The organism is Saprospiraceae bacterium, assembly GCA_016712145.1.
Lineage (GTDB): Bacteria > Bacteroidota > Bacteroidia > Chitinophagales > Saprospiraceae > Vicinibacter.
The window spans coordinates 124,761-149,530 of record JADJRO010000003.1 but is presented as its reverse complement, the minus strand read 5'-3'; the positions used below and the strand labels follow the sequence as shown (position 1 = coordinate 149,530).

The 24,770-nt window shown below is 34.9% G+C and carries 25 protein-coding genes and 1 pseudogene; 19 read left to right on the top strand and 7 right to left on the bottom strand.

The genetic code is table 11. From position 1 onward, the window contains the following. Positions 1–115 precede the first annotated feature (115 nt). From IPK91_13125 to IPK91_13070, 12 genes are all read left to right on the top strand, one after another. Positions 116–1,219, top strand: coding sequence for an IS110 family transposase (locus tag IPK91_13125; GenBank protein ID MBK8298188.1), 1,104 nt, complete (start codon positions 116–118; stop codon positions 1,217–1,219). Between the two features lie 1,369 nt (positions 1,220–2,588). Continuing rightward, a complete protein-coding gene (locus IPK91_13120; protein MBK8298187.1) occupies positions 2,589–3,155 on the top strand; it encodes a dihydrofolate reductase family protein in 567 nt (188 codons plus the stop codon). A gap of 1 nt (position 3,156) precedes the next feature. After that, positions 3,157–3,477 (top strand): winged helix-turn-helix transcriptional regulator, encoded by a 321-nt coding sequence (locus IPK91_13115; GenBank protein MBK8298186.1) that lies wholly within the window; start codon positions 3,157–3,159, stop codon positions 3,475–3,477. Next, complete coding sequence (locus IPK91_13110; protein ID MBK8298185.1) at positions 3,474–3,971, top strand: SRPBCC domain-containing protein; 498 nt, start codon at positions 3,474–3,476, stop codon at positions 3,969–3,971. Before IPK91_13115 ends, IPK91_13110 begins: the two co-directional genes overlap by 4 nt. Before the next feature lie 68 nt (positions 3,972–4,039). After that, complete coding sequence (locus IPK91_13105; GenBank protein ID MBK8298184.1) at positions 4,040–4,477, top strand: VOC family protein; 438 nt, start codon at positions 4,040–4,042, stop codon at positions 4,475–4,477. Between the two features lie 224 nt (positions 4,478–4,701). Next, positions 4,702–5,160: an SRPBCC domain-containing protein gene (locus tag IPK91_13100; GenBank protein ID MBK8298183.1), complete on the top strand. Its 459-nt coding sequence runs from the start codon at positions 4,702–4,704 to the stop codon at positions 5,158–5,160. 265 nt (positions 5,161–5,425) lie between these two features. Further along, positions 5,426–5,860: a DUF1801 domain-containing protein gene (locus tag IPK91_13095; GenBank protein ID MBK8298182.1), complete on the top strand. Its 435-nt coding sequence runs from the start codon at positions 5,426–5,428 to the stop codon at positions 5,858–5,860. A gap of 46 nt (positions 5,861–5,906) precedes the next feature. Continuing rightward, on the top strand, positions 5,907–6,575 hold the full coding sequence (locus tag IPK91_13090; protein ID MBK8298181.1) for an FMN-binding negative transcriptional regulator: 669 nt from the start codon (positions 5,907–5,909) through the stop codon (positions 6,573–6,575). Positions 6,576–6,782: 207 nt separating this feature from the next. Beyond that, positions 6,783–7,241 carry an SRPBCC family protein gene (locus IPK91_13085; GenBank protein ID MBK8298180.1) on the top strand — a complete coding sequence of 153 codons (459 nt, stop codon included), beginning with the start codon at positions 6,783–6,785 and terminating at the stop codon, positions 7,239–7,241. Between the two features lie 143 nt (positions 7,242–7,384). Next, positions 7,385–8,014 carry a CatB-related O-acetyltransferase gene (locus IPK91_13080; GenBank protein MBK8298179.1) on the top strand — a complete coding sequence of 210 codons (630 nt, stop codon included), beginning with the start codon at positions 7,385–7,387 and terminating at the stop codon, positions 8,012–8,014. Positions 8,015–8,192: 178 nt separating this feature from the next. After that, the gene (locus IPK91_13075; protein ID MBK8298178.1) at positions 8,193–8,663 is read left to right on the top strand and encodes a DUF1801 domain-containing protein; all 471 of its coding nucleotides are present in this window, start codon (positions 8,193–8,195) and stop codon (positions 8,661–8,663) included. A gap of 282 nt (positions 8,664–8,945) precedes the next feature. Continuing rightward, the gene (locus IPK91_13070) at positions 8,946–9,656 is read left to right on the top strand and encodes a hypothetical protein (GenBank protein ID MBK8298177.1); all 711 of its coding nucleotides are present in this window, start codon (positions 8,946–8,948) and stop codon (positions 9,654–9,656) included. Positions 9,657–9,752: 96 nt separating this feature from the next. Here IPK91_13070 and IPK91_13065 read toward each other — a convergent pair whose 3' ends face one another. Next, positions 9,753–11,846, bottom strand: coding sequence for a carboxy terminal-processing peptidase (locus tag IPK91_13065; protein MBK8298176.1), 2,094 nt, complete (start codon positions 11,844–11,846; stop codon positions 9,753–9,755). A gap of 125 nt (positions 11,847–11,971) precedes the next feature. Next, entirely contained in the window at positions 11,972–12,415 is a 444-nt protein-coding gene (locus IPK91_13060) for a DUF393 domain-containing protein (GenBank protein MBK8298175.1), read from the bottom strand. A 190-nt stretch (positions 12,416–12,605) separates the two neighbouring features. Here IPK91_13060 and IPK91_13055 point away from each other — a divergent pair, with 190 nt between their 5' ends. Then, positions 12,606–13,739 carry a hypothetical protein gene (locus IPK91_13055; protein ID MBK8298174.1) on the top strand — a complete coding sequence of 378 codons (1,134 nt, stop codon included), beginning with the start codon at positions 12,606–12,608 and terminating at the stop codon, positions 13,737–13,739. A gap of 25 nt (positions 13,740–13,764) precedes the next feature. Continuing rightward, positions 13,765–14,652 (top strand): hypothetical protein, encoded by an 888-nt coding sequence (locus tag IPK91_13050; protein ID MBK8298173.1) that lies wholly within the window; start codon positions 13,765–13,767, stop codon positions 14,650–14,652. A 46-nt stretch (positions 14,653–14,698) separates the two neighbouring features. Here IPK91_13050 and IPK91_13045 read toward each other — a convergent pair whose 3' ends face one another. Further along, positions 14,699–15,421: a TerC family protein gene (locus tag IPK91_13045; GenBank protein ID MBK8298172.1), complete on the bottom strand. Its 723-nt coding sequence runs from the start codon at positions 15,419–15,421 to the stop codon at positions 14,699–14,701. Positions 15,422–15,826: 405 nt separating this feature from the next. Between IPK91_13045 and IPK91_13040 the strand changes: the two genes are divergently transcribed. After that, on the top strand, positions 15,827–18,082 hold the full coding sequence (locus IPK91_13040; protein ID MBK8298171.1) for a sodium-translocating pyrophosphatase: 2,256 nt from the start codon (positions 15,827–15,829) through the stop codon (positions 18,080–18,082). A 50-nt stretch (positions 18,083–18,132) separates the two neighbouring features. Continuing rightward, a pseudogene (locus IPK91_13035) lies at positions 18,133–19,001 on the top strand (cation transporter). 96 nt (positions 19,002–19,097) lie between these two features. On the opposite strand, the gene IPK91_13030 reads toward IPK91_13035, so the two are convergent. Continuing rightward, complete coding sequence (locus tag IPK91_13030; protein ID MBK8298170.1) at positions 19,098–19,544, bottom strand: GatB/YqeY domain-containing protein; 447 nt, start codon at positions 19,542–19,544, stop codon at positions 19,098–19,100. Between the two features lie 190 nt (positions 19,545–19,734). On the opposite strand from IPK91_13030, the gene IPK91_13025 reads away from it, so the two are divergent. Continuing rightward, positions 19,735–20,340, top strand: a complete 606-nt coding sequence (locus IPK91_13025) for a DNA-3-methyladenine glycosylase 2 family protein (GenBank protein MBK8298169.1) — start codon at positions 19,735–19,737, stop codon at positions 20,338–20,340. Between the two features lie 10 nt (positions 20,341–20,350). After that, entirely contained in the window at positions 20,351–20,812 is a 462-nt protein-coding gene (locus tag IPK91_13020) for a hypothetical protein (GenBank protein ID MBK8298168.1), read from the top strand. Positions 20,813–20,911: 99 nt separating this feature from the next. Here the strand turns inward: IPK91_13020 and IPK91_13015 are convergent, their stop codons facing one another. Then, entirely contained in the window at positions 20,912–22,099 is a 1,188-nt protein-coding gene (locus IPK91_13015) for an ABC transporter permease subunit (GenBank protein ID MBK8298167.1), read from the bottom strand. Between the two features lie 2 nt (positions 22,100–22,101). Beyond that, positions 22,102–23,139, bottom strand: coding sequence for an ABC transporter permease (locus IPK91_13010; GenBank protein ID MBK8298166.1), 1,038 nt, complete (start codon positions 23,137–23,139; stop codon positions 22,102–22,104). A 272-nt stretch (positions 23,140–23,411) separates the two neighbouring features. Here IPK91_13010 and IPK91_13005 point away from each other — a divergent pair, with 272 nt between their 5' ends. Further along, positions 23,412–23,999: a DUF3667 domain-containing protein gene (locus IPK91_13005; GenBank protein MBK8298165.1), complete on the top strand. Its 588-nt coding sequence runs from the start codon at positions 23,412–23,414 to the stop codon at positions 23,997–23,999. Positions 24,000–24,009: 10 nt separating this feature from the next. Here IPK91_13005 and IPK91_13000 read toward each other — a convergent pair whose 3' ends face one another. Continuing rightward, positions 24,010–24,621 (bottom strand): YdeI/OmpD-associated family protein, encoded by a 612-nt coding sequence (locus tag IPK91_13000; GenBank protein ID MBK8298164.1) that lies wholly within the window; start codon positions 24,619–24,621, stop codon positions 24,010–24,012. Positions 24,622–24,770: the final 149 nt, after the last annotated feature.

Sequence of the window (24,770 nt, the reverse complement as noted above, 5' to 3'; positions counted from 1 at the left end):
ATAGTGAAGTGCTAAATTTAAGCCTTGTGTATCTAATGAAGAATCCATGTAATAAAATAAGGCTTAGTTTAGGGTTGAAAATTCTCAATTTAATAATCAACTTAAAACCAAGCCTATGACAAATTTACAAGTAAAAGCGGACTTTACTGGCCGCATTATGTTTATCGGTATCGACATACATTTAAAAAATTGGCATGTTTCATTATATTATGAGCAGAAACTTATAAAGAGTTTCCGGCAAGAAGGATGTCCAAAGACGTTGTCAAATTATTTAAATGAGCATTATCCAGGTGCGAAATATGTATGTGCATATGAATCCGGATTTAGTGGATTTTGGGCACAGCGTCAATTGGAGCAGTTAGGAATTGAGTGTATTGTGGTTCATGCAGCAGATGTACCCCAGACGAACAAAGGAAAGCATTTTAAAACAGACAAAATGGACTCCAAAAGGATTGGAGCTGCATTGGGAAGCGGTATGTTGCGAGGTATATACATTCCCGAAGCAGAAGCAGAATCAGACCGTCAATTAGTTCGATGTAATGTAAAATTGGGAAATGATGTTACAGCATGTAAGCATCGCATCAAGAGTATGTTATACCAACTTGGAATATCAATACCACAACAATATAATAATGGAAACTGGAGTAATAAATTTATGACATGGTTAAAGGATCTTCGCTTTGAAAATGAATCAACCAGACTAGCTTTAGACCTATACTTTCAAACCTTACTTAACTTGCGACAAGAAAAGCTAAATGCTTTGCGACAGATTCGGAGGCTACAGAACAAGGATCGGTATTCAAAATTATTTAAGTTATTAACGAGTATTCCAGGCATAGGGCCAATGACAGCAATTACTTTGCTAACTGAAATTGTGGACATGAAACGATTTAACAATTTTGATGAATTAAATAGTTTTATAGGATTTTGTCCAAATGAATATTCCAGCGGAGACAAAGAACGCAAAGGAAGAATGTCTTTTAGACAGCACAAAAGACTCCGCTCATTGCTAATTGAGAATGCCTGGATAGCCATTCGTAATGACCCCGCTCTGCTGTTATATTATAGTGAAACTAAAGCTAAATTGGGAGAAAAGAGGGCTATTGTAAAAATTGCACGAAAATTAGTATCCAGAATCAGAATGGTTTGGAATAACGAAAAACCATATGAGATAGGTGTTGTGGCCACCAATAAAATCAAAAAAACACAATCAAATTAAACAGTAAAAAATAAATCTTAGCTTTACCATCCCAGAAATGAATAAAAGTTAAAAAATGGTAAGACCGCTCACTATAGACTGTAGTTTAACCTACGCAATGAAGATTGCGGCTTACCATTTCTTTACATAACTAATTAAGATTCTTGTAGCGAAGAGAGATTTTCGACTACTAATAGGAGTTTGATGAGTAAAGAAAAGATTATTTGAAGAGACAACAAAAATCCAAAGGAAGTGGAATGGTTAATTTATGCCATTCTACTTTCAAAGGAATTTATTAGAAAACAAGGGAATTGGCAACCTCCTGCATATTTTATTCATAGGAGTCTAATGCTGAAAATCTCACTTATTCAGAGCTACAAAAGGTTATCGCACATGATGCAATAGAGATTTAAAATACTTTTAAGATTCGATAAATATCGCTCTTGATTGGCTTTGAAAATACCATTGCATCAATTTCAATTTTGTAGTTTTCAAATTATTTTATTGTTGGGACAATATCACGGGACGATAAAAAGCAGCAAGCACTTCAACGCATTTTAAGTTTATGATTTTACTCCCAATTTTTTTCGGTTGTTTAATAAATATTTTTTACTTTTGGTTAACATCCGTTTGGCGGTGCAGCATCTATGCCAATCCAACGGCGGTAATTTTATGAGTAGACATAACATAGTTGGAATTATTTTAACATCTTTAATAATTATTATCATTATAAATTATAATTATATTAGTTGTGTGTGTATTACAACTAATAAAGTATGTGTTTATTTAAAAAACGAAAGTGGCCAATTTATCAAATCGGGATATTTAACAGCTTACGAAACTGACACTCTCAAATTTTATAATCTTAAGAAAACCTGACGATAAAAGACATCCCCATTCCTGGAGTATTGTGGATAATGACGAATTAATAAAATGGTTACTTAAGCAGATTTAACATCCGTAGACAACAGCCATTTAGCAAATGCGGGAACTTTTTGCTGTTAAAAGTGTGAAGTGGTAAATTCAAGCTAAGAACTGTTAAAATAAAACAACTGGGATTCTGTACCCCGACAAATTACGGTTGATGGGATATTGGGGTGGGAAAACGCAATCTTCTTTGCCAACGACAAACCTGAAACTTAGCTTTTTCATGTAGGACAATGGCATACTGATAGGCCAACGCTAGCGGTATCAAACCATGAATCATGAAATCTAATGCCCACAAACTTGAAGTTCCATTGCTACAACCCCTTAGTTTTTAAGCTACGACGACACCCAAAGACTTCAAAATTCTCTTTATTATTAAAAAATAATTCAAAATAAATTTGCGAAACCGATTAGTTGCATATATTTGCAACCAATTAGTTTCGCAATTATAATTTATAGTCAAATGAGAAAATTAAAATTACAAGTCCAAATGACCTTAGACGGCTTTATTTCAGGGCCAAATGGAGAAATGGACTGGATGTGTTTCCCATGGACAGACGATATAATTAATTATGTAAGGGAAATAACTGAACCAGTTGACACGATAATTTTAGGTAGAAAACTTGCCGAAGGATTTATACCGCATTGGGAAAACGTTGTTAAAGACCCGAATAACCCTGAATATGAAGGTGGTTTAAAATATACTTCAACACCGAAAATTGTATTTTCCAAGACACTTACCAAATCAATATGGAACAATACTGAATTAGCAAAAGGTGGATTGATTGAAGAGATTACAAACCTAAAAAACAAGCCGGGGAAAGATATTATTGTGTATGGCGGGGGTACTTTTGTTTCTGCATTACTAAAACACAAACTCATTGACGAATTGCATTTGTTCATAAATCCAGCTGCCATTGGTAATGGAATGCCCATCTTTAAAGAACTAAATGCAATGCAAAAATTTAGCGTTTTAAATGTTAAACATTTTGATTGCGGTATAATTACATTGATCTACAAACCTATCTAAAATGAGAAGAGATATTTTTCAAGCAATTGCAGACCCTACACGAAGAGCAATATTAACACTCATTGCGCTTCAAGCTATGACGCCCAATGCCCTAGCTGAGCACTTTGACACCACAAGACAAGCCGTTTCAAAACACCTTCGAATTTTGACAGAGTGCGATCTGGTTAAACAAGAACATCAAGGCAGAGAAATTTACTACACTCTTGAAATTGACAAAATGAAAGAAATAGATATATGGATGGAACAGTTTCGAAAAATTTGGGAAACTCGATTCAATCAATTAGACAATTTATTATCAACAATTAAAAAAAATAAAAAATGAATAATTTACAATTTGAATTTACGTTAGATAAGTTAACCAAAACTGTTTTCGTAGACAGAGAATTTAATGCCGAACTTTCACTTGTTTGGGATGCATTTACTAAACAAGAAATTCTTGACCAATGGTGGGCACCTAAGCCTTACGAATCAAAAACTAAAGTAATGGATTTCAAAGTGGGCGGACGTAGATTTTATGCAATGGTTAGTCCTGAAGGACAAGAAATGTGGCAACTTCAACAGTACACTTCCATTACCCCTAAAACCAATTTTAAATTTTTGAGTGTATTTGCCGATAAAGATGAAAATCCACATTTGCCAGGTTCTAATTGGGATTTAAATTTTAGTGAAGAAAATGGTATAACAAAAATCAGTATTTCTATCTATAACGAATCACTTGAAAGAATGGAAAAAATGATCGAAATGGGCTTTGTCGAAGGCTTTAAAATGACTATTGATACCTTAGAAAAATTACTTACAACTCTATCGGAAAAATGATTTTTGTTTTCAAAAATTAAAATAATATTTTAAGAAAGTAAACAATTTAACAATCTAAAAATAAAATTATGGCACTTATCAATCCACACATTAATTTCAACGGGAATGCTGAAGAAGCATTCAATTTTTACAAATCTGTATTTGGCGGAGAATTCGCAATGGTTGTGCGTTTCAAAGATCTAGCAATCCCTGAGTTTCCAATAGCAGAAAAAGAAGCAAATAAAATAATGCACATTGCCCTGCCAATTGGCAAAAACTTATTAATGGCAAATGATGTTCCAGAAAGTATGGGAAAAACAAATGAAAACGAAAACAGAAGTAAAATATCAATTAGTGCAGAAAGCAAAGAAGAAGCCGACAAATTGTTTAACGGACTCTCCGCAGGCGGACAAATTGAAATGCCTATTGAAAACAGTCCTTGGGGCTCATACTTTGGAATGTTTAGAGACAAATATGGTATTGAATGGATGGTTGACTTTGACCCTAAATATAAAGGACAAATTTAACCGAAGAAAAACAACAAACGCCTAACAACGGTTGGATAAAAGCAACGTTTACGATGTAAATTGAGCATTTAAAATTCAATTAAACATTTGTAATTTATTATACATTTGTACTTCTAAGCACCGATATTACCAAGAAGAAAAACGGTAAAGGCTGTATTAACCGACTGCTACGTATGACAGAAAATAACAACTCAAAAAATTAATCTAAACAAAATATATTTAGTATGCAAAAACTACAATTCAAAGTAACCATCGATGCACCTGTATCCAAGATATATGATTTTATGCTTGGCATTACCAGTAAATCAACTTATGAACAATGGACTTCTTTGTTTAACCCAACTTCAAGCTATGAAGGAAGTTGGGACAAGGGGAGTAAAATTCTATTTATTGGAATAGATGAGAAAGGTGAAAAGGGAGGGATGGTTTCCAAAATAGCTGAAAACATGCGCAACCAATTTGTTTCAATTCAACATTATGGTATTTTAAAAGCTGATAAGGAAATTACAGAAGGGCCTGAAGTGGAAAAATGGGCAAACGGATTCGAAAATTATACCTTCGAAGAAAACAATGGAATTACAACCTTAATTGTTGAATTGGATACCACAGAAGATTTTATAGAGTATATGAATCAAACGTATCCAAAAGCACTGGATAAATTAAAAGAACTTTGCGAAATATAACAATTCGGCTAATATTAATGACTTGACTGATGAATAAGTTGAACTTATTTTACTATTAGCATTAATTCCATTGTATTGCAGCAAAGAATTAAACAGCTCCAAAAGTATAGGATATTAATATGCTTTCTTTACTAACGGATGCCTACAAAAGACACAACAATAAATTCTATACTCTATTCACATATTCAAAAATAAATAACATTGATCAGATTATTAAATTAAAAGCACCGGGATAGGTAACATAAAATAAAAATATTAAAGTTATATGGAAGTAACAGAACAAATCCAGGAGTATATTTCTAGCCATACTGAACCCAAACGCAGCGAAATGCAAGCCTTACACCAACTTATTCTGGAAATTCAGCCTTCCTGCAAATTATGGTTCCTGGATGGTAAAAACAGTGAAAACAAAATTGTTTCAAACCCCAATATTGGTTATGGACTGCAGACTATGAAATATGCAGATGGAACAACCAGAGATTTTTATCAAATTGGCTTAAGTGCAAATAAAACCGGGATATCCATTTATATTATTGGTATCAAAGACAAAACCTATTTAAATAAAACATTTGGAAAAGATCTTGGCAAAGCAAGTGTCACTGGGTACTGCATTAAGTTTAAAACTATTAAAGATATAAATACGAGTGTACTTCAAACGGTTTTACAATATGGGTTTAAAGCTCAATTTGATAATAAATAATCAATAGATTAAATTTTAATAGGGTTTATAACGAAAGCAATATAAAATGTACAATTTCTCATATTTTAAAGAAAAGGGCAAACAAGAAATTTTGGATCTTATTGAAAACTATCCATTTGCTTTTTTAACAGGTAGCACGATATCAGGAGGACAAGTAGCCACCCAGATTCCCATTTTATTCGAGGAACGAAATGGGGAGTTATTTTTACAGGGGCACATCATGCGAAACACAGACCATCATAAAGCTTTTGTTGAAAATCCCAATGCTCTCATTGTATTTACAGGTCCTAATACTTACGTAAGTGCTTCCTGGTACAGCAATTCAAATATTGGCTCTACCTGGAATTATATGAGCGTTCATATAAGTGGTCAACTAAAGTTTATGCGCTCAGATGAATTAATTCAGTTTATGCGAAAATTCACCTTAAAATTTGAAAAAGGGAATATAGCGTCACAAACTATTTACGACAATCTCCCGGAAAATTATTTGGGTAAGATGATGCCTGCGATTGCTGGTTTTGAAATGAAAGCAACTAAAATTGACAATGTATTTAAACTAAGTCAAAATAGAGATGAAAAAAGTTATCTGAATATCATATCCAAACTTGAAGAACAAGGCGGAAACTCAGCATGGATTGCGGAGGAAATGAAGAAACGAAAATCAGAACTATTTCCACCTGGACTTGAGTGGGACGGATCAAAATTTGATTCTTAGCTTTAGTTTAATCTATAATAAGCGAAACGAATCGAAATCAAAAAGCTTATCGCAGTTTGGTAATGTCCAAATTTCTACGAGATAAATACGCTTGCAATATTATATAAATTAGGGTATGCGTGATTAGATTCCATTCCAAATACACCAATTCAAAGATGATTGATTCAACTTTTATCAACGAATATGTTTCATAAAAACTAGTTACGAATGATAACAGAAATTATTACTACAACACCAGATTGCGAAATTGTAAGTTCAAGAATTTTTTCTGCGCATAGAGAATTGGTTTTCCGGGCATGGTCAGAACCAAATCATTTGAAAAATTGGTGGGGTCCAGCTGGATTTACAAACACCTTCAATGAATTTGACTTTCGCGTGGGTGGTAAATGGCGTTTTATTATGCACGGGCCCGATAAAGGAAATTACGTAAATGAATGCGAGTTTATAAAAATTGAACCACCTTCAAGAATAGCCTGGCAACGAATTTCAAAGCCAATTTTTCAAGTCGTAGCGACCTTTGAAGAAATATCAGAAGACAAGACATCCCTTGTTTTCAAAATGCTGTTTAATACCCCAGAGGAGTGCCGAAAAATTAAGCCTTTTGTAATTGATAAAAACGAAGAAAATTTTGATAAGCTTGAAAACGAATTAATTAAAATGATTTAATAAAACAGATTAGTCAAATCAGGTTGAACCATGTTCAGCCAATTTTTTATTTTTGATTTCCAAATGATTTGGTTGCTAATGTGTTTAAATATCCATTTAGAATCAAGTTAAATTTAATTCATAAATTTAAATTATTGTAAATTATGACAGGACCCAATAAAGACATTACGTTCCCATTAGACAAGTATCACAGACTCTGCTTTTTAAAAAATATTATTAAAAACCCTAACATTGTTGTAGGCGATTATACCTATTACGACGACTTTGAACATGTTGATAACTTTGAAAAAAATGTAAAATACCATTTTGACTTTGTTGGTGATAAATTAATAATTGGAAAATTTTGTATGATTGCCTCTGATGTGAAATTTATTATGAATGGAGCAAATCATTTAACGAACGCATTGTCAGCTTATCCTTTTGCTATTTTTGGAAACGGATGGGAACACGCAATGGAAAATAAATCCTATCCACAAAAAGGGGATATAAATATAGGAAATGACGTTTGGATTGGTTACAATGCAACCATTATGGCAGGAGTCACCGTCGGGGACGGTGCAATTATAGCCACAAATTCAACAGTGATTCACGATGTTGAACCCTATTCCATTGTTGGTGGTAATCCAGCTAAGGAAATTAAAAAACGATTTTCAGAAGATGTTATTGAAAAATTATTAGCAATTAAATGGTGGAATTGGGACATTGAAAAGATAACAAAAAATATTCAAAATTTAACAGATAATTCTATTGATAAATTAATGGAATGCGATTAAAGTAGGTCATTATTGTTAAGGCCATTAGATGGATCCGCTATTTTGGAAACCTTTTTAAACTAAACAATACGAAATCTATTAGCTATTTATTTTAATTTCAAGCTCTCTTTTTAGAAAACCATACTCTTCGAAGTATAGAAAGAAAAAATAATTGTATATTTGATTATAACTATTTTAAATGAAAGCACAAGGCAAAACCGTTAAGGAAATTTTAATGAATCTGCCCGAGGATCGGATTGAACCGTTTAATAAACTGCATGATGTAATTGTAAAGAATTTACCCAAAGGATTTGAACCCGCCATGAGTTATGGAGGTTTAGGTTATGTGGTGCCGCATACACTTTATCCAGCCGGTTACCATTGCAAGCCTGAAGAGCCATTGCCTTTTGCCGGTATCGCTTCGCAAAAAGGTTCAATTAATTTTTACCATATGGGGATTTATGCAGATCCCAATTTATTAAAATGGTTTGTGGATGACTATCCAAAACATAGTAAACAAAAGCTGGATATGGGCAAAAGTTGCATCCGTTTTAAAAAGATGGATGAAATTCCCTATAAACTCATTGGCGAATTAATGAAAAAAATGAGTGTTAAGGAATGGATTGAAATGTATGAGAATAATTTTATAAAAAAATCGAAGAAAAAGTAAGCAAACTGAATCGATATTAATAATTGAAATTCCAGGAATGAGCTACTAAAGAATGGCTAATTAACATACATGTTCTGAATTATAGATAATGTCTGTTTTAGGGATTTCAACACATTGAGCATTGTCTTTATGCTTGATTTCGAACGAGTTGGAAAAAAATTCGGTACAAGCACACCTCAAACTAAAATACAACCAGATCCATTCTTTTCAACAAATAAATAATTATTATTTTTGAGGAATTGATTTTGCTTTCATTGTACATACTTTATTAATTTTATTACGATGGAAAAAGGATATAAAAATCTAGTCTTTTTCTTTGGAGTAATCGCCTTAATTACTTTTATAGGATTCTATAAAAAGTATTTTTCGCTGGCACCTGATTTTCCAGGCTTAAAAAACATTCATCACTTTCACGCTGCCCTCTTGATTACATGGCTTGGCCTATTAATTGTCCAGCCAATACTTATCGCCACTAATAAAATTAAAATTCATAAATTTTTAGGAAAACTATCCTATTTTTTGGTGCTAGTCGCATTTATTTCGATGCTGCTGGCTTACCATAATCAATACCTCCGCTTTATAAGTGAAGGACAATCAGAATCTTTCGTGCTGTCCTTTGTATTCGCTCCTGCCACTGATGCAATTCCTTTTGTAATATTGTATATGCTGGCCATTCTAAACAAGCATGCGACTCCTAAACACATGCGTTACATGATTACAACGGGAATTGTGATTGGCGGACCAGGTTTAGGAAGAATTTTTATGACCTGGATGGATATGGATATTTTCATGGCGATTCAGATCCAGTTTGTATTTCAGTTGATTACATTTATTTCCTTAATTATTTACGACCGAATTCATAAAAAATCATTCAGCATCAATCCATATACCATTGCATTTAGCATTTGGCTTATTCCTAATATACTAATTATGTTCTTTCCAACTACAACGCTTTGGCAAGGAATTGCAAAGTGGATTGTAAACTATTTTTAAATTTTAAGGTATGTTCATCCTTTTGAATAAAGCATTCAAAAAACAAGGCTTGACTTAATAAAAAGTCAAGCCTTTCGAAAATACTGATTTTGGAATTTATTTCTTTCGAATATCGCGAAGGATATTCATGGATTCATAAACATACAAATCTTTATTCAAACTTTTCAGGAAATCGTCATTGCGTGCAATTTTAGCTGAATCGGTATGGATAGATGCATAATCTTCCTGTAAGTTTTCTACTTTCATTGCGGTGATCACTTCATCTCCGATTTTTTCAAATTTCTTAATTTCCTCTTTACGTTGATTAATAAAACTTTTATATTTATTTAATTCAAGATTGACTTCTGTTTCTTCGCGACTTTTTGCAAGTCGTTTTGCATTTTCATCAATCAATCCAAAAACAGGATTTGCTTTGATACGCTGCTTGCTGTTGTTTGCAACATCTTCCAAATTATCAATTACAAACGTATTGGGAGTATAATTTTGCTTTTCGATGACATCGTATGGCAATGGATGTTTGTATTCCTTTTCACCATTGACGATATAACTATACGTATCAGGAAGAAGAATATCCGGCTCAACACCTTTTAACTGAACGGATCCACCACTTACTCTGTAATATTTTTGAATGGTTACTTTCATTTCACCCAAAGGTTTCATATCTGAATTTGAAGTTAACTGATCCAAATTACGAAATTGTTGCACACTCCCTTTTCCAAAAGTGGGTTCGCCTCCAACAATCACGGCTCGTTTATAATCTTGTAAACAAGCACTGATGATTTCAGAAGCTGAAGCACTGTTGCTGTTTACAAGAATGACCATGGGTCCGTCGAAAAACACATTTTTATCCGGATCATTATAGGGTCTGATGCCGCGTCGATCTTTAACCTGAACAACTGGACCTTCATCAATAAACAATCCAGACATGTCAACAACTTCTTGCAAACTGCCTCCGCCATTATTTCTTAAATCAAGTATTAAACTGGTGGCTCCTTCCTTTTTTAATTTTTGCAATTCTTCAGCAATGTCTTTTGCAGCTGATGGACTGTTTGGATCATTAAAATCAGCATAAAAACGAGGCAATTTGATATACCCGATTTTATCCTCTTTTCCCTCTTGCTTTAATAAAGCGGAACGCGCAAATCCTTCATCCATGATCACTTCATCCCGAACAATTGAAATCATTTTGATGGTGCCATCCTGTTTTTTAACTTTCAAACTGACTTTAGTTCCTTTTTTTCCACGGATTTTACTAACGACATCATCAATGCGCATGCCCTTGATGTCAACCGGTTCCATCCCATCTTGCTGAACTCCCATAATTAAGTCATTTGCTTCCAATTCACCCTGGCGAGCTGCAGGTCCTCCTGGAACGATCGAACTCACTTTTGTAAATTCTCGTTCGGTTTGAAGTCGTGCACCTATGCCTTCCAGTTTTCCAGACATATTAATATTGAAATCTTCCTTCTCTTTAGGGTTTAAATAATCTGTATGCGGATCGTATAAATGGATGAATGTATTTACATAAATTTCAAATCGGTCTTCTCGTTTTAATTTGGATAAACGGTCAAACCAGGCATCCATCATGTCCTTAACTTCCTTATTAATATCCATCCGTATAGAATCATCCGGACGTGTTTTCTTTTCTTTTTCTAATTGTTGCAAATCTTCAATATAGCGATTCAATTTTTCATACTTAATTGATTTGCGCCAATAGTCCTTCATCTCCTTATCGTCTGCTGGCCATTTCCGCTTATCTGCATCCAATTCAACTTTTTCATCTTTAGTAAATTCAAAAGGTAAGTTTATAAATTCCTCGTAATACGCTTTAGATTTGACTATGGCTTCATCAATCAATTTTAAGGACAAATCAAAAAATTCCAGTTTACCTGCTTTAAAATGATCATCCAGATCATTTTTAAATTTTTCCATTTGTTTTACATCTTTTTGAGTATAGAACCGCTTCCCAGGATCCATATCTACCAAAAACTCATCAAAAGCTTTTTGTGAAAAGGCATCATCCACTACCGGAGGTGCATAATGGAATCTTTGCGAACTTTCATATACCAATTTCAATAAATGACTTTCTTTGGAAGTCGGTTCCCCTTGTGGATGACTGCAATTTGCAGTAAAATAGACGAGTAACATGCTCAAAGGCACTAAAAGGAACCAGGCTTTTTTTGATTTCATTTTTTCTTTCATTTTGCAATTAATCTATTCAACAGATTTTAACTCATTTTCATTATCAAGAATAAACTGATTTATAAAAAGTTTAACAAAGATGAGGAAATCCGTTACTTATCGTCGTAAAGATACTACGAAAAGCTTCTTATTAAAAAGTCTAAAGCCAATTTATTTTGAATAATTCGATGGGGTTTTTCAAAGTCGGCCATCGAACAAGAGGAATTCCTGGCATTAAAAGCATAGCGGTGTTTTGCAACCAGATCATACATTGCATCTCGTAAAAGCCTGGGAATCAGCCTATAAATCTTAAAAACCGTCCACCACCCCCCTATAGCAATCAGGATTTTGAAAACGGCATCGGAACGATAAAAGACCTTTCCTTCTTGAACCAAAATAATTGAATCCACCTGCTTTAAGGGTTCCTGGATCTTGAGTTGCTTACTCAGCTCAGCGTCTAAATTTAAATTGCAGTAAATAAACTGTTCACTTTGATCCCATTTGAGCAATAGCCTGACCCATCGATTGCAAAATCCACAATTTCCATCAAAAAAAACGATTCTAACTGGTTTAGACACAGGTATTAAAACAATTTTCCAAAGGGTTTGATCTTAAAATGCTGATTTATTTGTTCAAACTACTAGATTTTAGGTTCTACGAACCCATTGGGAACTCAAATACCCGAAAAAAAGCAATTCAAATTCTATTGTTTAATCCAATTCCAGTTATAATCATTTTGATTTGTACATTGTATTTCCAAACGAAACCATGCGAGATTATAAACCCTTTTTCTACTTCGTTTTCTCAATACTTGCTTTGGCTATATTCTATAATTATCAGGAAATCAGTTTTAAAAAACCACAATCCATTCATAAATGGCGTCAAGCTGATGGAGCTTCCCTTGCACTTAACTACTACCAACACGGCATGCATTTTTTTCAACCTCAAACCCATAACCTCACTTCTGACGGGGGACAATCGGGTGCCGCTTGTACCAGTGAAATGCCTATTTTATATTTTGGTGCTGCCCTATTATACAAGTTGTTTGGATATCACGATTTCATATTCCGGATTTTTAATACCCTCTTGTTTTTTTTGGGACTATGCTATCTTTTTAAAATCTTTCAGTATTTATTAAACGATACCCTCTGGTCTCTCTTGCTTTCTATGTTGTTTTTTACCGCTCCTGTTTTAGTCTATTATGGCAATAACTATCTCAGCAATACCGGCGCACTTTCATTTGCTATCATCGGTTGGTATTTTTTTATAAAATATTATTTTGAACGAAATTCCAAATTACTTTATAAAGCATGCACATGGTTTTTTATAGCAGCCTGTTTTAAATTGACTTCCTTAATGAGCTTGTTAAGCATTCTTGCAGTCGTCCTGACGAATCAATTCAATCTGATCCAGCTGGATCGCACGGAGAAATTTATCAAGTCATTTAAACCGTTTGTATTGTTTAATGCATTCCTACTAACACTTTTGGCTATTTGGATTTTTTATGCACGTACCTACAATACAGCACACGATAGCAGCTACTTTTCAACCACCACCTTCCCAATTTGGAGTTTGTCATCGATAGAAATCAAAGGCGTATTGGAAAATATTCAAACCCTTTGGTTGGATCAGTATTTTCATCCTTCAGTCATCTTGTTAGTATTTTGTTGCCTGGTCTTTTTAATTTGGAATGGAAAGAAAAATCTAAGCCTATTCAATTTGTTACTGGCAATCATTGGAATTCAAATTATAGTATTTATACTGCTGCAATTTTGGACCTTTGCTGATCATGACTATTATGTTATCGATCTCTATATCTTTCCAATGCTGATCCTACTATTTACTACATACACGCTTCACACGCAATTTCCTCATATTTTTCAATCAAAGTTCTTAAAATAGGATTTACATTTTCATCCTATTCAATGTGGTATACGCAAGACAGGAAATTAATACCAGGTATTCTGAACCCATAAACGATTTTGAATCCAATGCTGCGATTTACAGCATAACTCCTTACCTGAGACAATTAGGAATCCAAGCTGAGGATCGGGTTATTTCTATACCTGATTTTAGTCATGCTTCATTGTATTTAATGAATCAAAAAGGATGGACAGAATATACCGATGCACGATTTAACAGCGGCTCAAAAATTCCCTACAATCAGGATAGTGCCGGAATCCAATTATCAATCAGTAGAGGTGCAAAGTATTTGATTATAAATGGAATTTCTGAAATTCACAAAAAGCCTTATCTCAAATCGTTTTGTAAAAATTTAAAAGGACGCTACCAAAATGCTTTCATTTTTGATTTGATAGCAACAGATAACAATTTTAATCCAGAAGCGCGTGAAGTATTAAAAAAATATAATTGTGATGCTGAACAACTCACACCAGATGGTAATTTCTATCAATCAACTAGAGACAGTGTCTTGTTTGAATTTGGACAAACACAAACCAGAGAACAGGCTCATTCCGGAATGAATGCGTGTAAACTGGATGAACTAAATCCTTATGGTATGACCTTAAAGATTCCACAAATTAAAAGCGGTTTTATTTTTGAAATTACTGTTTGGCGAAAAGCGTCTGAAAATTCCAAATCAACCTTAATCGCTTCCAGCGAACCCAATCCGTTTTATTCCGGCGATTGTATAATCATTGAACGCGAACCCAATGGGTGGGTAAAACTTAAAATGGAATTTGAAATCAGTCCGTCTTTGGCTGGTCAGGAGCTTAAAATTTATGCATACAATCCAGACAATCAAGTTGTCTATTTTGATGATCTTGAAGTGATCAGTTATAAAATGATAGAATAACGAATTGGCTATTGTTCTTAATCTTACTATCTGGTCAACCCCTTCATTATTTTGCTTTAGAACTTGACCTACTTCCAATTTTTACATTAATAATTTCAACAAAAACTGCAAAAGCCATTGAATAATAAATGTAGCCTTTAGGAATATGAAAATCCAATCCTTCAGCAATCAAGGCCGTTCCAATCATCAGTAAAAATGCCAAAGCCAATATTTTAATTGCAGGATGATTATTAATAAAATTGTTTAGGGTTCCGGCAACCATCATCATAATGATCATTGAAACTATTACAGCAGCAATCATAATGGCTATTTGGTCAACCATACCCACTGCAGTTATTACAGAGTCCAAGGAAAAAACAATGTCTATTAGCAAAATCTGAATTACAACCCCGTGAAATGTTATATTTTTTATGTTTGCTTCCAGTGTTGAATCTGAATTTTCAATTTTCTCATGTATTTCCCGTACACTTTTTATCAATAAAAACAAACCACCTAAAATTAAAATGATGTCCCTTCCAGAAAATCCAAGTGAACCTATTGTAAAGAAATCATTTTTCAAACCCATAATCCAGGATATGGAGAATAACAGCATAATACGAATGACTAATGCCAAACTTAGACCTATTTGACGAGCTCTCTTTTGTTGGTGTTTTGGAAGTTTATTAGCAAGTATGGATATAAAAATCAGGTTATCAATACCTAAAACAATTTCTAATGCACACAAGGTTAAAAAGGCGATCCATACATCCGGGTTAAACAGCCATTCCATAAAATTATTCTTGGATTTAAAATGTTACAGATATAAACTCCAAACTTTTAAATATAGTTCAATCAAACAAGTAATTAATTTTATGTTTATTTCGATTTGTTTTAATGTTTATTGGATTCCTTTGGATTTAAGCATTTTTTACAAAATTTATTATAATTAGTTGTTTTAAATAGGCAATCCATTGGACAATTTTCGATATCAGTGAAGCCCTATTTTTATCTACAATCCATATTGGTTTGAATGCGACTTACTTGATCATAGAGCGCATGATACCATTGGAAGCTTTGGCTTTACATGCATTTTATGCAGTTTTCATTGTAGAGTACCGTCTAAATTCACTAAAATTCATAAACGAATCAGTTTATCGCATTACTTTTGAGCCGTTTTTTAAAAAATTCAGATAGAATGGAAAATTTAGTGTACTTCTTACCCGCTTTTGGGATTGTTGGATTGCTTTATATGATTTACTTATATAAGTGGGTTTCTAAACAAGATCCAGGAGATGCAAAAATGCAAGGGATCGCAGGTCATATTGCTGAAGGTGCCATGGCATTTTTAAAAGCTGAGTACCGTGTTTTAGCCATTTACGTAGCAGTTGCTGCGTGTTTATTGGCTTTCCTGAGCTTTAAAGTAGATACAACTCATTGGACGATCGTCATTGCCTTTATTTTAGGGGCGCTCTTTTCAATAATTGCTGGATTTATAGGGATGCGAGTCGCTACCAAAGCCAATGTTCGGACCACCCAGGCAGCCAGAACCTCTTTGGTTAATGCCTTACACGTTTCCTTTAGAGGCGGTACAGTGATGGGATTGGGAGTCGCCAGTTTGGCTGTTTTAGGTTTAAGCATCTTATTTGCCTTGTTTTTCTATTCGTTTATGGGTGGAATTTGGGGCGGATCCACGGTTAAAGGAATTCAATACGATGCGGTTCATTCTATGACCATCATCCTTGAGATCCTGGCTGGATTTTCATTAGGTGCTGAATCCATCGCTTTATTTGCTCGTGTTGGTGGTGGAATTTACACAAAAGCAGCCGACGTAGGAGCAGATTTGGTGGGTAAAGTTGAAAAAGGAATTCCAGAAGATGATCCTCGAAATCCTGCCACCATTGCCGATAACGTGGGTGATAATGTAGGAGACGTAGCAGGTATGGGAGCCGATTTGTTTGGTTCGTATGTAGCCACCGTTCTTGCAGCAATGGTTCTTGGAAATTACGTAATCCGTGACATGGGAGGTGATATCACTGCCATGGACTCTTTTAAAGGTTTGGGTCCGATTTTGCTGCCTTTGTTTTTGGCATGTATCGGCTTGATATTTTCCATTTTTGGTAGCTTCTTTGTAAAAATTAAAGGGGAGCAAGCAGGTGCCAATGATGTCCAATATGCTTTAAATATGGGTAACTGGGTTTCGCTTGCTTTAACAGCGATTGCAGCTTACTTCTGTATTGATATGTTATTGCCTGAAAAAATGCAAATGATGTTTTTTGGACAGGGTATCCATGAAGTAAGTTCGATGAATGTATTTTACGTCGTTCTGATCGGTTTATTTGTTGGGGCATCCATTTCATATTTAACGGAATATTATACCGCACTGGGTAAAGGACCGGTAAATGCCATTGTAAATAAATCAGGTACCGGAGCCGCCACGAATATTATTGGCGGATTGAGCAATGGGATGTTAAGTACTGCTGGTCCGGTATTGATATTTGCTGCAGCGATTTGGATTAGTTATTCATTGGCTGGTTTTTATGGGGTTTCCATTGCAGCTTCTGCTATGATGGCGACTACTGCAATGCAATTAGCGATTGATGCCTTTGGGCCGATTGCCGACAACGCAGGTGGAATCGCTGAAATGTCAGAATTGCCAAAAGAAGTTCGCCAAAAAACGGATATCCTGGATTCAGTAGGAAATACGACTGCAGCCATAGGAAAAGGTTTTGCGATTGCTTCCGCCGCATTAACTGCTTTAGGTTTGTTTGCTGCTTATGTTACATTTACTGGAATCGACGGTATCAATATTTTTAAAGCAGATGTATTGGCTGCACTTTTTGTAGGGGGTATGATTCCGGTAGTATTTTCTGCATTGGCCATGAGTTCTGTTGGAACCGCAGCAATGGACATGGTAAATGAAGTACGTCGTCAATTCAGAGAAATTCCTGGAATCATGGAAGGAACCGGCAAACCAGATTATGGACGCTGTGTGGAAATTTCAACAAAAGCAGCATTACAACAAATGATTTTGCCAGGGGCAATTACCTTAATAAGCCCAATTATTATTGGCTTTGGAATGGGGCCAGAAGCTTTAGGTGCTTACATGGCAGGTGTATGTGTTAGCGGAGTTGTTTGGGCTATCTTCCAAAACAACGCTGGCGGATCCTGGGATAATGCAAAAAAATCTTTTGAATCCGGAGTAACGATAGATGGTGTAGTTTATCACAAAGGTTCAGAACCACATAAAGCAGCTGTTATTGGTGATACGGTTGGAGATCCATTTAAAGATACTTCGGGTCCATCTATGAATATTTTAATTAAATTGACTTGCTTGGTCGGTTTGGTTTTGGCCCCAATTTTAGGTGAAATTTATGGAGCTGAACAAAAGCATTCAACCAAAGAAAAAACAGAACAGATCCTTCAAAATATACCGCCTGTTCAACAAAAATAAGCTGATACCTTAATGCATTGCCTTAGGGATTAAGCTTAAACAATTTACAGATGAGTTCAAAAAAAGCTATCGCCGTTCAGGTGAGTTGGCTTAGTATCCTATCCAACTTTATATTAGCTATCGTTAAATGGTTGGTAGGTTATTTTGGAAATTCATACGCATTGATCGCAGATGCTATTGAATCGACAACGGACATCCTTTCATCGATTCTGGTATTATTTGGAATTCAGTATGCACACCGTCCTCCTGATAAAAATCATCCCTACGGACATGGCAGACTTGAGCCACTCATTACATTTATTGTCGTTGCATTTTTAGTTTGTTCAGCCGTTTTAATTGCAATCACTTCCATTCGCAACATTCAAACGCCACATCAAATTCCGGAATCGTATACGCTTTACTTTTTAGCGGGAATTATATTGGTAAAAGAATTTATTTATCGGCAGATCCAGTTTAAAAACCAAGATGTTAAAAGCAGTTCGCTGGCAGCAGATGCGTGGCACCATCGAAGTGATGCGATCACATCCGCTGCAGCATTTATAGGGATCAGCATTGCATTGTATCTGGGACCTGGATTTGAATCGGCTGATGATTGGGCTGCATTAGTTGCATCGGGTTTATATTATTCAATGCCTACCTCATTTTTAGACCTGCATTGGGTGAAATTATGGACGAGCATGTTTACGATGATTTAATTAAAGAAATCAGGTTACTTTCATTGCAAGTACCAGGAGTACTTGGAACAGAAAAATGTTATGTTCGAAAATCTGGAATGCATTATTTAATCGACCTCCACTTAATTGTAAATGGAGACATTACGGTGCATGAAGGGCATAGCATTTCACACAGATTAAAATCACATTTATTGGAAGAGTTGCCACAGATCTCTGATGTATTGGTCCATATTGAACCCGCATGATCTCAATTCCATATTAATGCAGATCGCTTGAGAAAAATAACGATGTAAAAAAAATTGATAATGGCAGTAAGGAAGAACTTAGCCCGGCGGTTGACATTAGCCAAGTAATTCCTTTACGATTGCAGAAATTGCTTTTCCGTCTGCGGCACCGGCAAGCTTTTTAGATGCCATTCCCATTACTTTTCCCATATCCTTGGCGTCTTTTGCGCCTGTTTCTGCAATGATCTCTTGTAAAATTGTACGCAGCTCCTCAGGACTCATTTGTGCAGGTAAGTAACGTTCAATGACTTCAATTTCTTCCCGTTCAACAGAAGCTAAATCAGCGCGACCCTGTTTTTCATAAATGTCTAAGGACTCCCGACGTTGCTTAACCAGTTTTTGCAAAATCTGGATTGATTTATCATCGTCTACCGGTTTACCTGTGCCATCTGTATTTGCTAATAAAATAGCTGCTTTAATAGCCCGAATTGCACGCAACGCTTTTTGGTCTTGCGCCTTCATGGCTTCTTTCAGGTCGTTATTGATTTTGTCGGTAAAACTCATGGCTAAAATAATTATGTGTGCAATAAACAAAACAAATCACAAAAGGTTCAAAATTAATGGACTGATTTGTTGCAAAATATTCCATTTTCAAACACCGAATTCATGATTAGCCAATTATAAATCGTAATTTTCCATCCTAAATTATTAATAGACGCGTTCCCAATTCTTAATTTTTAATTCTTAATTAAAAATGCTTCATCTTCAGGTACTTAGTAAAGACACAAAACTAAATAAACTGATTACATCGATTCCAACGGATCAGTTGCATCAAACAGGTATGAAATCCGATTTAAGAGAATACTTAGTTGGATCAATTATCAGTCAACAACTTTCAACGAAAGTGGCGAAAGTCATTCAGGATCGCTTTTTAACCTTATTCAAAAATAAATTTCCCACAAACAAGGCCATTCTGAAAACGGATGATGAAAAATTAAGGGCCATTGGATTATCCTATCAAAAACTTTCTTATATTAAAAACATCGCTACATATTTTGAAGAAAATAAATTAAATGGAATTAATTGGAGTGAACTCTCTGATGAAGAAATTATTAAACTGCTGATTCAAATAAAAGGAGTTGGTCAATGGACCACTGAAATGGTGCTCATGTTTGGATTAAGTCGCCCGGATGTATTTTCTGCCGGAGATTATGGAATTCAAATGGCCATGAAGAAATTGTACAATTTGAAATTGGAAGGGAAAGACCTTCAAAAAAAAATGATTCAAATAGCTGAAAAATGGAGGCCCTACCGTTCGCATGCTTGTATGTATCTTTGGGCCTGGAAAGACACAAAATAAATATAATAGAATGATTGCAGCACACCAATTGGACGAAACAATTCTCAATTTTGAAAATAATGCCAAAGAATTGGATAAACTGCTGGACCATGTCCAGGAAAAGCAAAGTTTACTTATTGATATTTTAATAGGTACCCATGCCGAACTGCTTACTGAAGAAGAAATGGATTACCTCTTGTTTTTATTTTTGGGAATCTATGGCACCTTTCAAAAACAAGCAGAAGTTCCGATATTTACCGAACAAGAAATTGCTAAAGCAGAAGAATTTAGTTGGCAAATTATCAACGACAATAATGATTACAATACAGCCATGGATTTATTTTTTGCTGCAATCCCAGAAGAGGATGTAATGGATTTTATAGATCTTTCTATTGCACCGGATGATGAAAATGAAATAAAAATTACTGATCCAGGACGTTTAATCTTGTTAGCGGTACTTGCTGCCCTTACAAAACTATTAGGGAAATTCTAAAAACTCGTTTATTCAAAGAATTACTGATTTCTCATTTTATATTATCTTTTGAATTGTATTTATTTATAATTAATCAATAACCACGATTGTAAATCAATTTCAATTTGTTGGTTCTATCAATTCTTTTGAAAACAAGGTTCCAATTTGATTAAATAGAATCACTAACCAGAATATCAATAAACCTGGAAATACGATAACCCACCATGCGGATGGGTTGCTGCGGGCACTGTACAATAAACCTCCTAAACTAATTTCATCCACGCCCAAGCCAATCCCAATAAAACTTAAACTGGCTTCTAATAAGATGATATTGGCCAGTCCAAATGCCATCACCGGAATCAAGGCTTGCATAATTTTTGGTAACACATGCTTTGTATATACTTGCCACCCAGATTGTCCCATTGCAATGGATGCCGTAATAAAATTTTCACTCGCTGCCTTTAATGTAAATGCTCGTGCATACTTTAACAAGTAAGGAATAAATATAAATGCGAGCATACCGGCAAACTGAATGCGATTGGGTTGAGTAAGGATTTGAAGGAGAATCAATAGAATCAACAATACTGGAATCGATTTCATGATTTCCAAATATCTCAAACTCCAGGCATCAAGTACATATCGAACCATTGGCTTCGAATTTCGAATGCCTATTGCAAGAGAAAATAAAACAACCACAATAAAAAGCAAGGGATAGATCTGATTTGGAATCAACATCCATTCAAAGCAAATTGCTATAGCATAAACCAACAGTATTCCTGAAATCGAAAATAATATAACAGAACCCAATGAAATTTGCTGGTAACGAACACTGTGAAACATAACCAGGGATCCTAAGCTCAGAGCAGGTAATAATGAAAATAATAGCGTCAAAAGTGCCAAGCTCAAACTTTTTTTAAAGCCTATAATACAGGCTACCAGTAAGTCTTTTCCCAGATCATAGGAGCCTAATATAAATAGCGTTCCATCTTTGGAATGCAAACCTGGGTTTAACCAGGCCGACTCCGGTTCGAGCTTTTGGGCATTCCGGATAAGTAAGGGCCACCAGACAAAATCATAATGCAACTTTTGAAAGTCACCTGCTGCTATTTCATTTAAATCGTAGAATAAAGTACCATTTCCTTTTGGCTTTCCATTCCACAAAAAGCTGTACCATTCATTTTTGTAACTGCAAAAAACAGGCTTACTGCCAATAATAAAATCAGAAAATAAAAAAATAAATACGATGCAGTGAATGGATAGGCTCAAGCACAAATGATTCTTCCAAAGCTGTATATAGTTTCTTTTCAAATTCATGCTTTGGAATCCAATTGAGGATTATAAATCCGGTAAAGAATGTCGCTGACTAAAAAACCAAAAATGGTAAGTGCCGAACCAAGTAAGAGTAGAAATTGAACCTGAGGCCAATCCCGAACAGAAATAGAATGATACATCAATCGCCCTAATCCTGGAATACTAAATATTTGCTCGATGATTAAAGAGCCCGATATTAATGCCGGAAATAAACTTCCAATCCAGGCAATAAGCGGAACCATTACTACTGGAAATGCTTCGTACTTTAATGCTTGACGATAACTCATGCCGCTACTTAATGCACGAACCCAATAAAACTTATGAGTTACTTCCTCCATCCCATTTTTTATTAATCTACTGAGATAGGCCAATGAGGGAATAACAAAACAAACCAATGGTAAAATCATAAATTCCGGTTGTTGGATCCAAATCAACCAGGGATTTGTAATGGAAAGACTTTGCATTCCACTAGGAAATATTCTTAAAAAATCAGGGTTTGCAAAAAACAAGAGCAATAAACTCGCCAACCAAAATACTGGAATGGCATGAATCCAAATTAAACACGAATTAATAATTTTTAACCCAATAGACTTTGGATACATTACCGAACTGCGTCCCAACCAAATGCTGATGCACAGGATTAATACAATGGCTGGCAGTTGAAAACTCAATGACCATGGAAGCGCATCTTTAAATTTTTTAGAGACTGTTTGTTGATCTACAATGGACCTTCCGAAATTACCTGATAAATACTCAGTTAATTTATTGTGAAAGGTATTGTTAACTCCATTCCAATAAAACTGCGGCAGAATAGATGCAGTTTGCAGGGAATCCATTTTTGAAGGAATCCAGCTAAAATAAAACAATGGAATTTGCACCGGGTCAATGGCTTGACTTTCATGTTGTCCAGCATTTTCTGAAAGCATGATTTCATTGTAGGATCCGGGAATTAAGCGGATCAGCCAACAGGACAGATACAATACCAGGATCAGGCTAAAAATACCAAATCCAATTCTTTTGAAAATAAAGGAAATCATGCATTGCAAATATCAGACATTTACAGGTAACACGCTAACAAATTCAATCAGGATGATTAATTGAGCTATTAATTTTTTATTAGCAGCATTCTATTTGTATTTGGATGATTAAAGTATGCAGTGTAAAAATTGTAAAACTCAGTTTATAGGAAATTTTTGCCGGAATGCAGTCAATCTGCTCGGGTTGATCGGATCAATAGCTCTTATCTGATCCATGAGCTTTTCATTTTTTTACCCACATTGAAAAACAATTTCTTCAGACCAGTTGGCTTATGTTAACCAGTCCCGGTCCCTTGTTTCTCAGTTTTGTGAATGGAAAACGGAAAGCTTATCAAAGTCCAGTATCCTATTTTTTAATATGGGCAGCGATTACAATTTTGTGCTTATACGGTTTGGAATTATTCTTTGGAAAGGATCAAGTGATTCGATACAACAATTATTTCGGGGATGGGCAAACAACCGATTTTGCGGTCCGGCATTTAAGTTTTGTGCTTGCTTTTTTATTCCCAGTCTTCAGCATTTATTTTTGGCTTTTATACGCCAGACCTTTTTACAATTATTTTGAAAGTTTAACCAGTGTACTTTATGTAATTGGAACTATTCTTATGCTTCAAACAGGATTTATTTTTATAGCACTTTGTTATTATAGTCTAAGTAAGTCTTCCGTGCCGTTGATTTATTCAGATCCTCAAAAAGTATTGTACCTGATCTGGTTTAGTTATTCATTTTTAAAACACAGTTCACAAAAAAACAAATGGATTCGAGGGATTCTTTTTGTTGCTATGGCTTTTGTCAGTTTTAGTCTCTGGCGCATCCAATTTTATCCCTGGGTCGCTATGCATTTTTTGTTTGGACACTGATTAAAATTCATCAGTGGTACTTGGAATTGTGTGATTTTCCATCTGAAAGCATTTCAATACTTTTTTGAATGCGTGCCAATCGGGTTGCATCGCGTTTGGCTTCCAATATATAATTAATATATTCCCGTTTATGTGAATTGGAAAACGCGTTAAAATTCTTCTTTGCACGGGCTTGCTTATTCAATGCGCGTTGAAAATCATCCGGAATTACAATAGCTGAATCCGGTATCTTCTTGACTGGTTTCGGAAGCTTAATTGCTTTTTCATTAAGGTCCATGGCCTCCTGGATGCAGGCTTTCAAAACTTTTTTTGAAGGCAGGTCCTGAATGCAGCTGATTTTTCCAAAATCTCCCATCGCTGTTTTTCCTTTATCCGTGAGTAAACTACTGGATTTAATCATCAACTTTTCTTTCCAAAAACCAAAAGCACAATGCTGTTTGAAAGCAGCCATGCTGCAAAGGATATCCCCTTTATACAGAAAATGCGGAAAATTCCATTTCATGGTTTCGACACATTCCGGACAATAGGTATGCACTGTATTTCTTAAAAAATTCAAAATCTCTTGTGCAAACGGAGCAGAATTAGAGATGTAAGCATCGATGCGTGGATCCAAATTTTGCATAAATTCAAATTACACAGCTAAGATAGGAACAGATATTTTTTTGGGATTAAGTTTTACAAATCAAACTCAAATTAGTATCTTTATAATCCAAGAATGTTTAAAAATTATTCTTAGAGGTACTTTTGCCTCTAAAAGGGATCTTGTTAAAA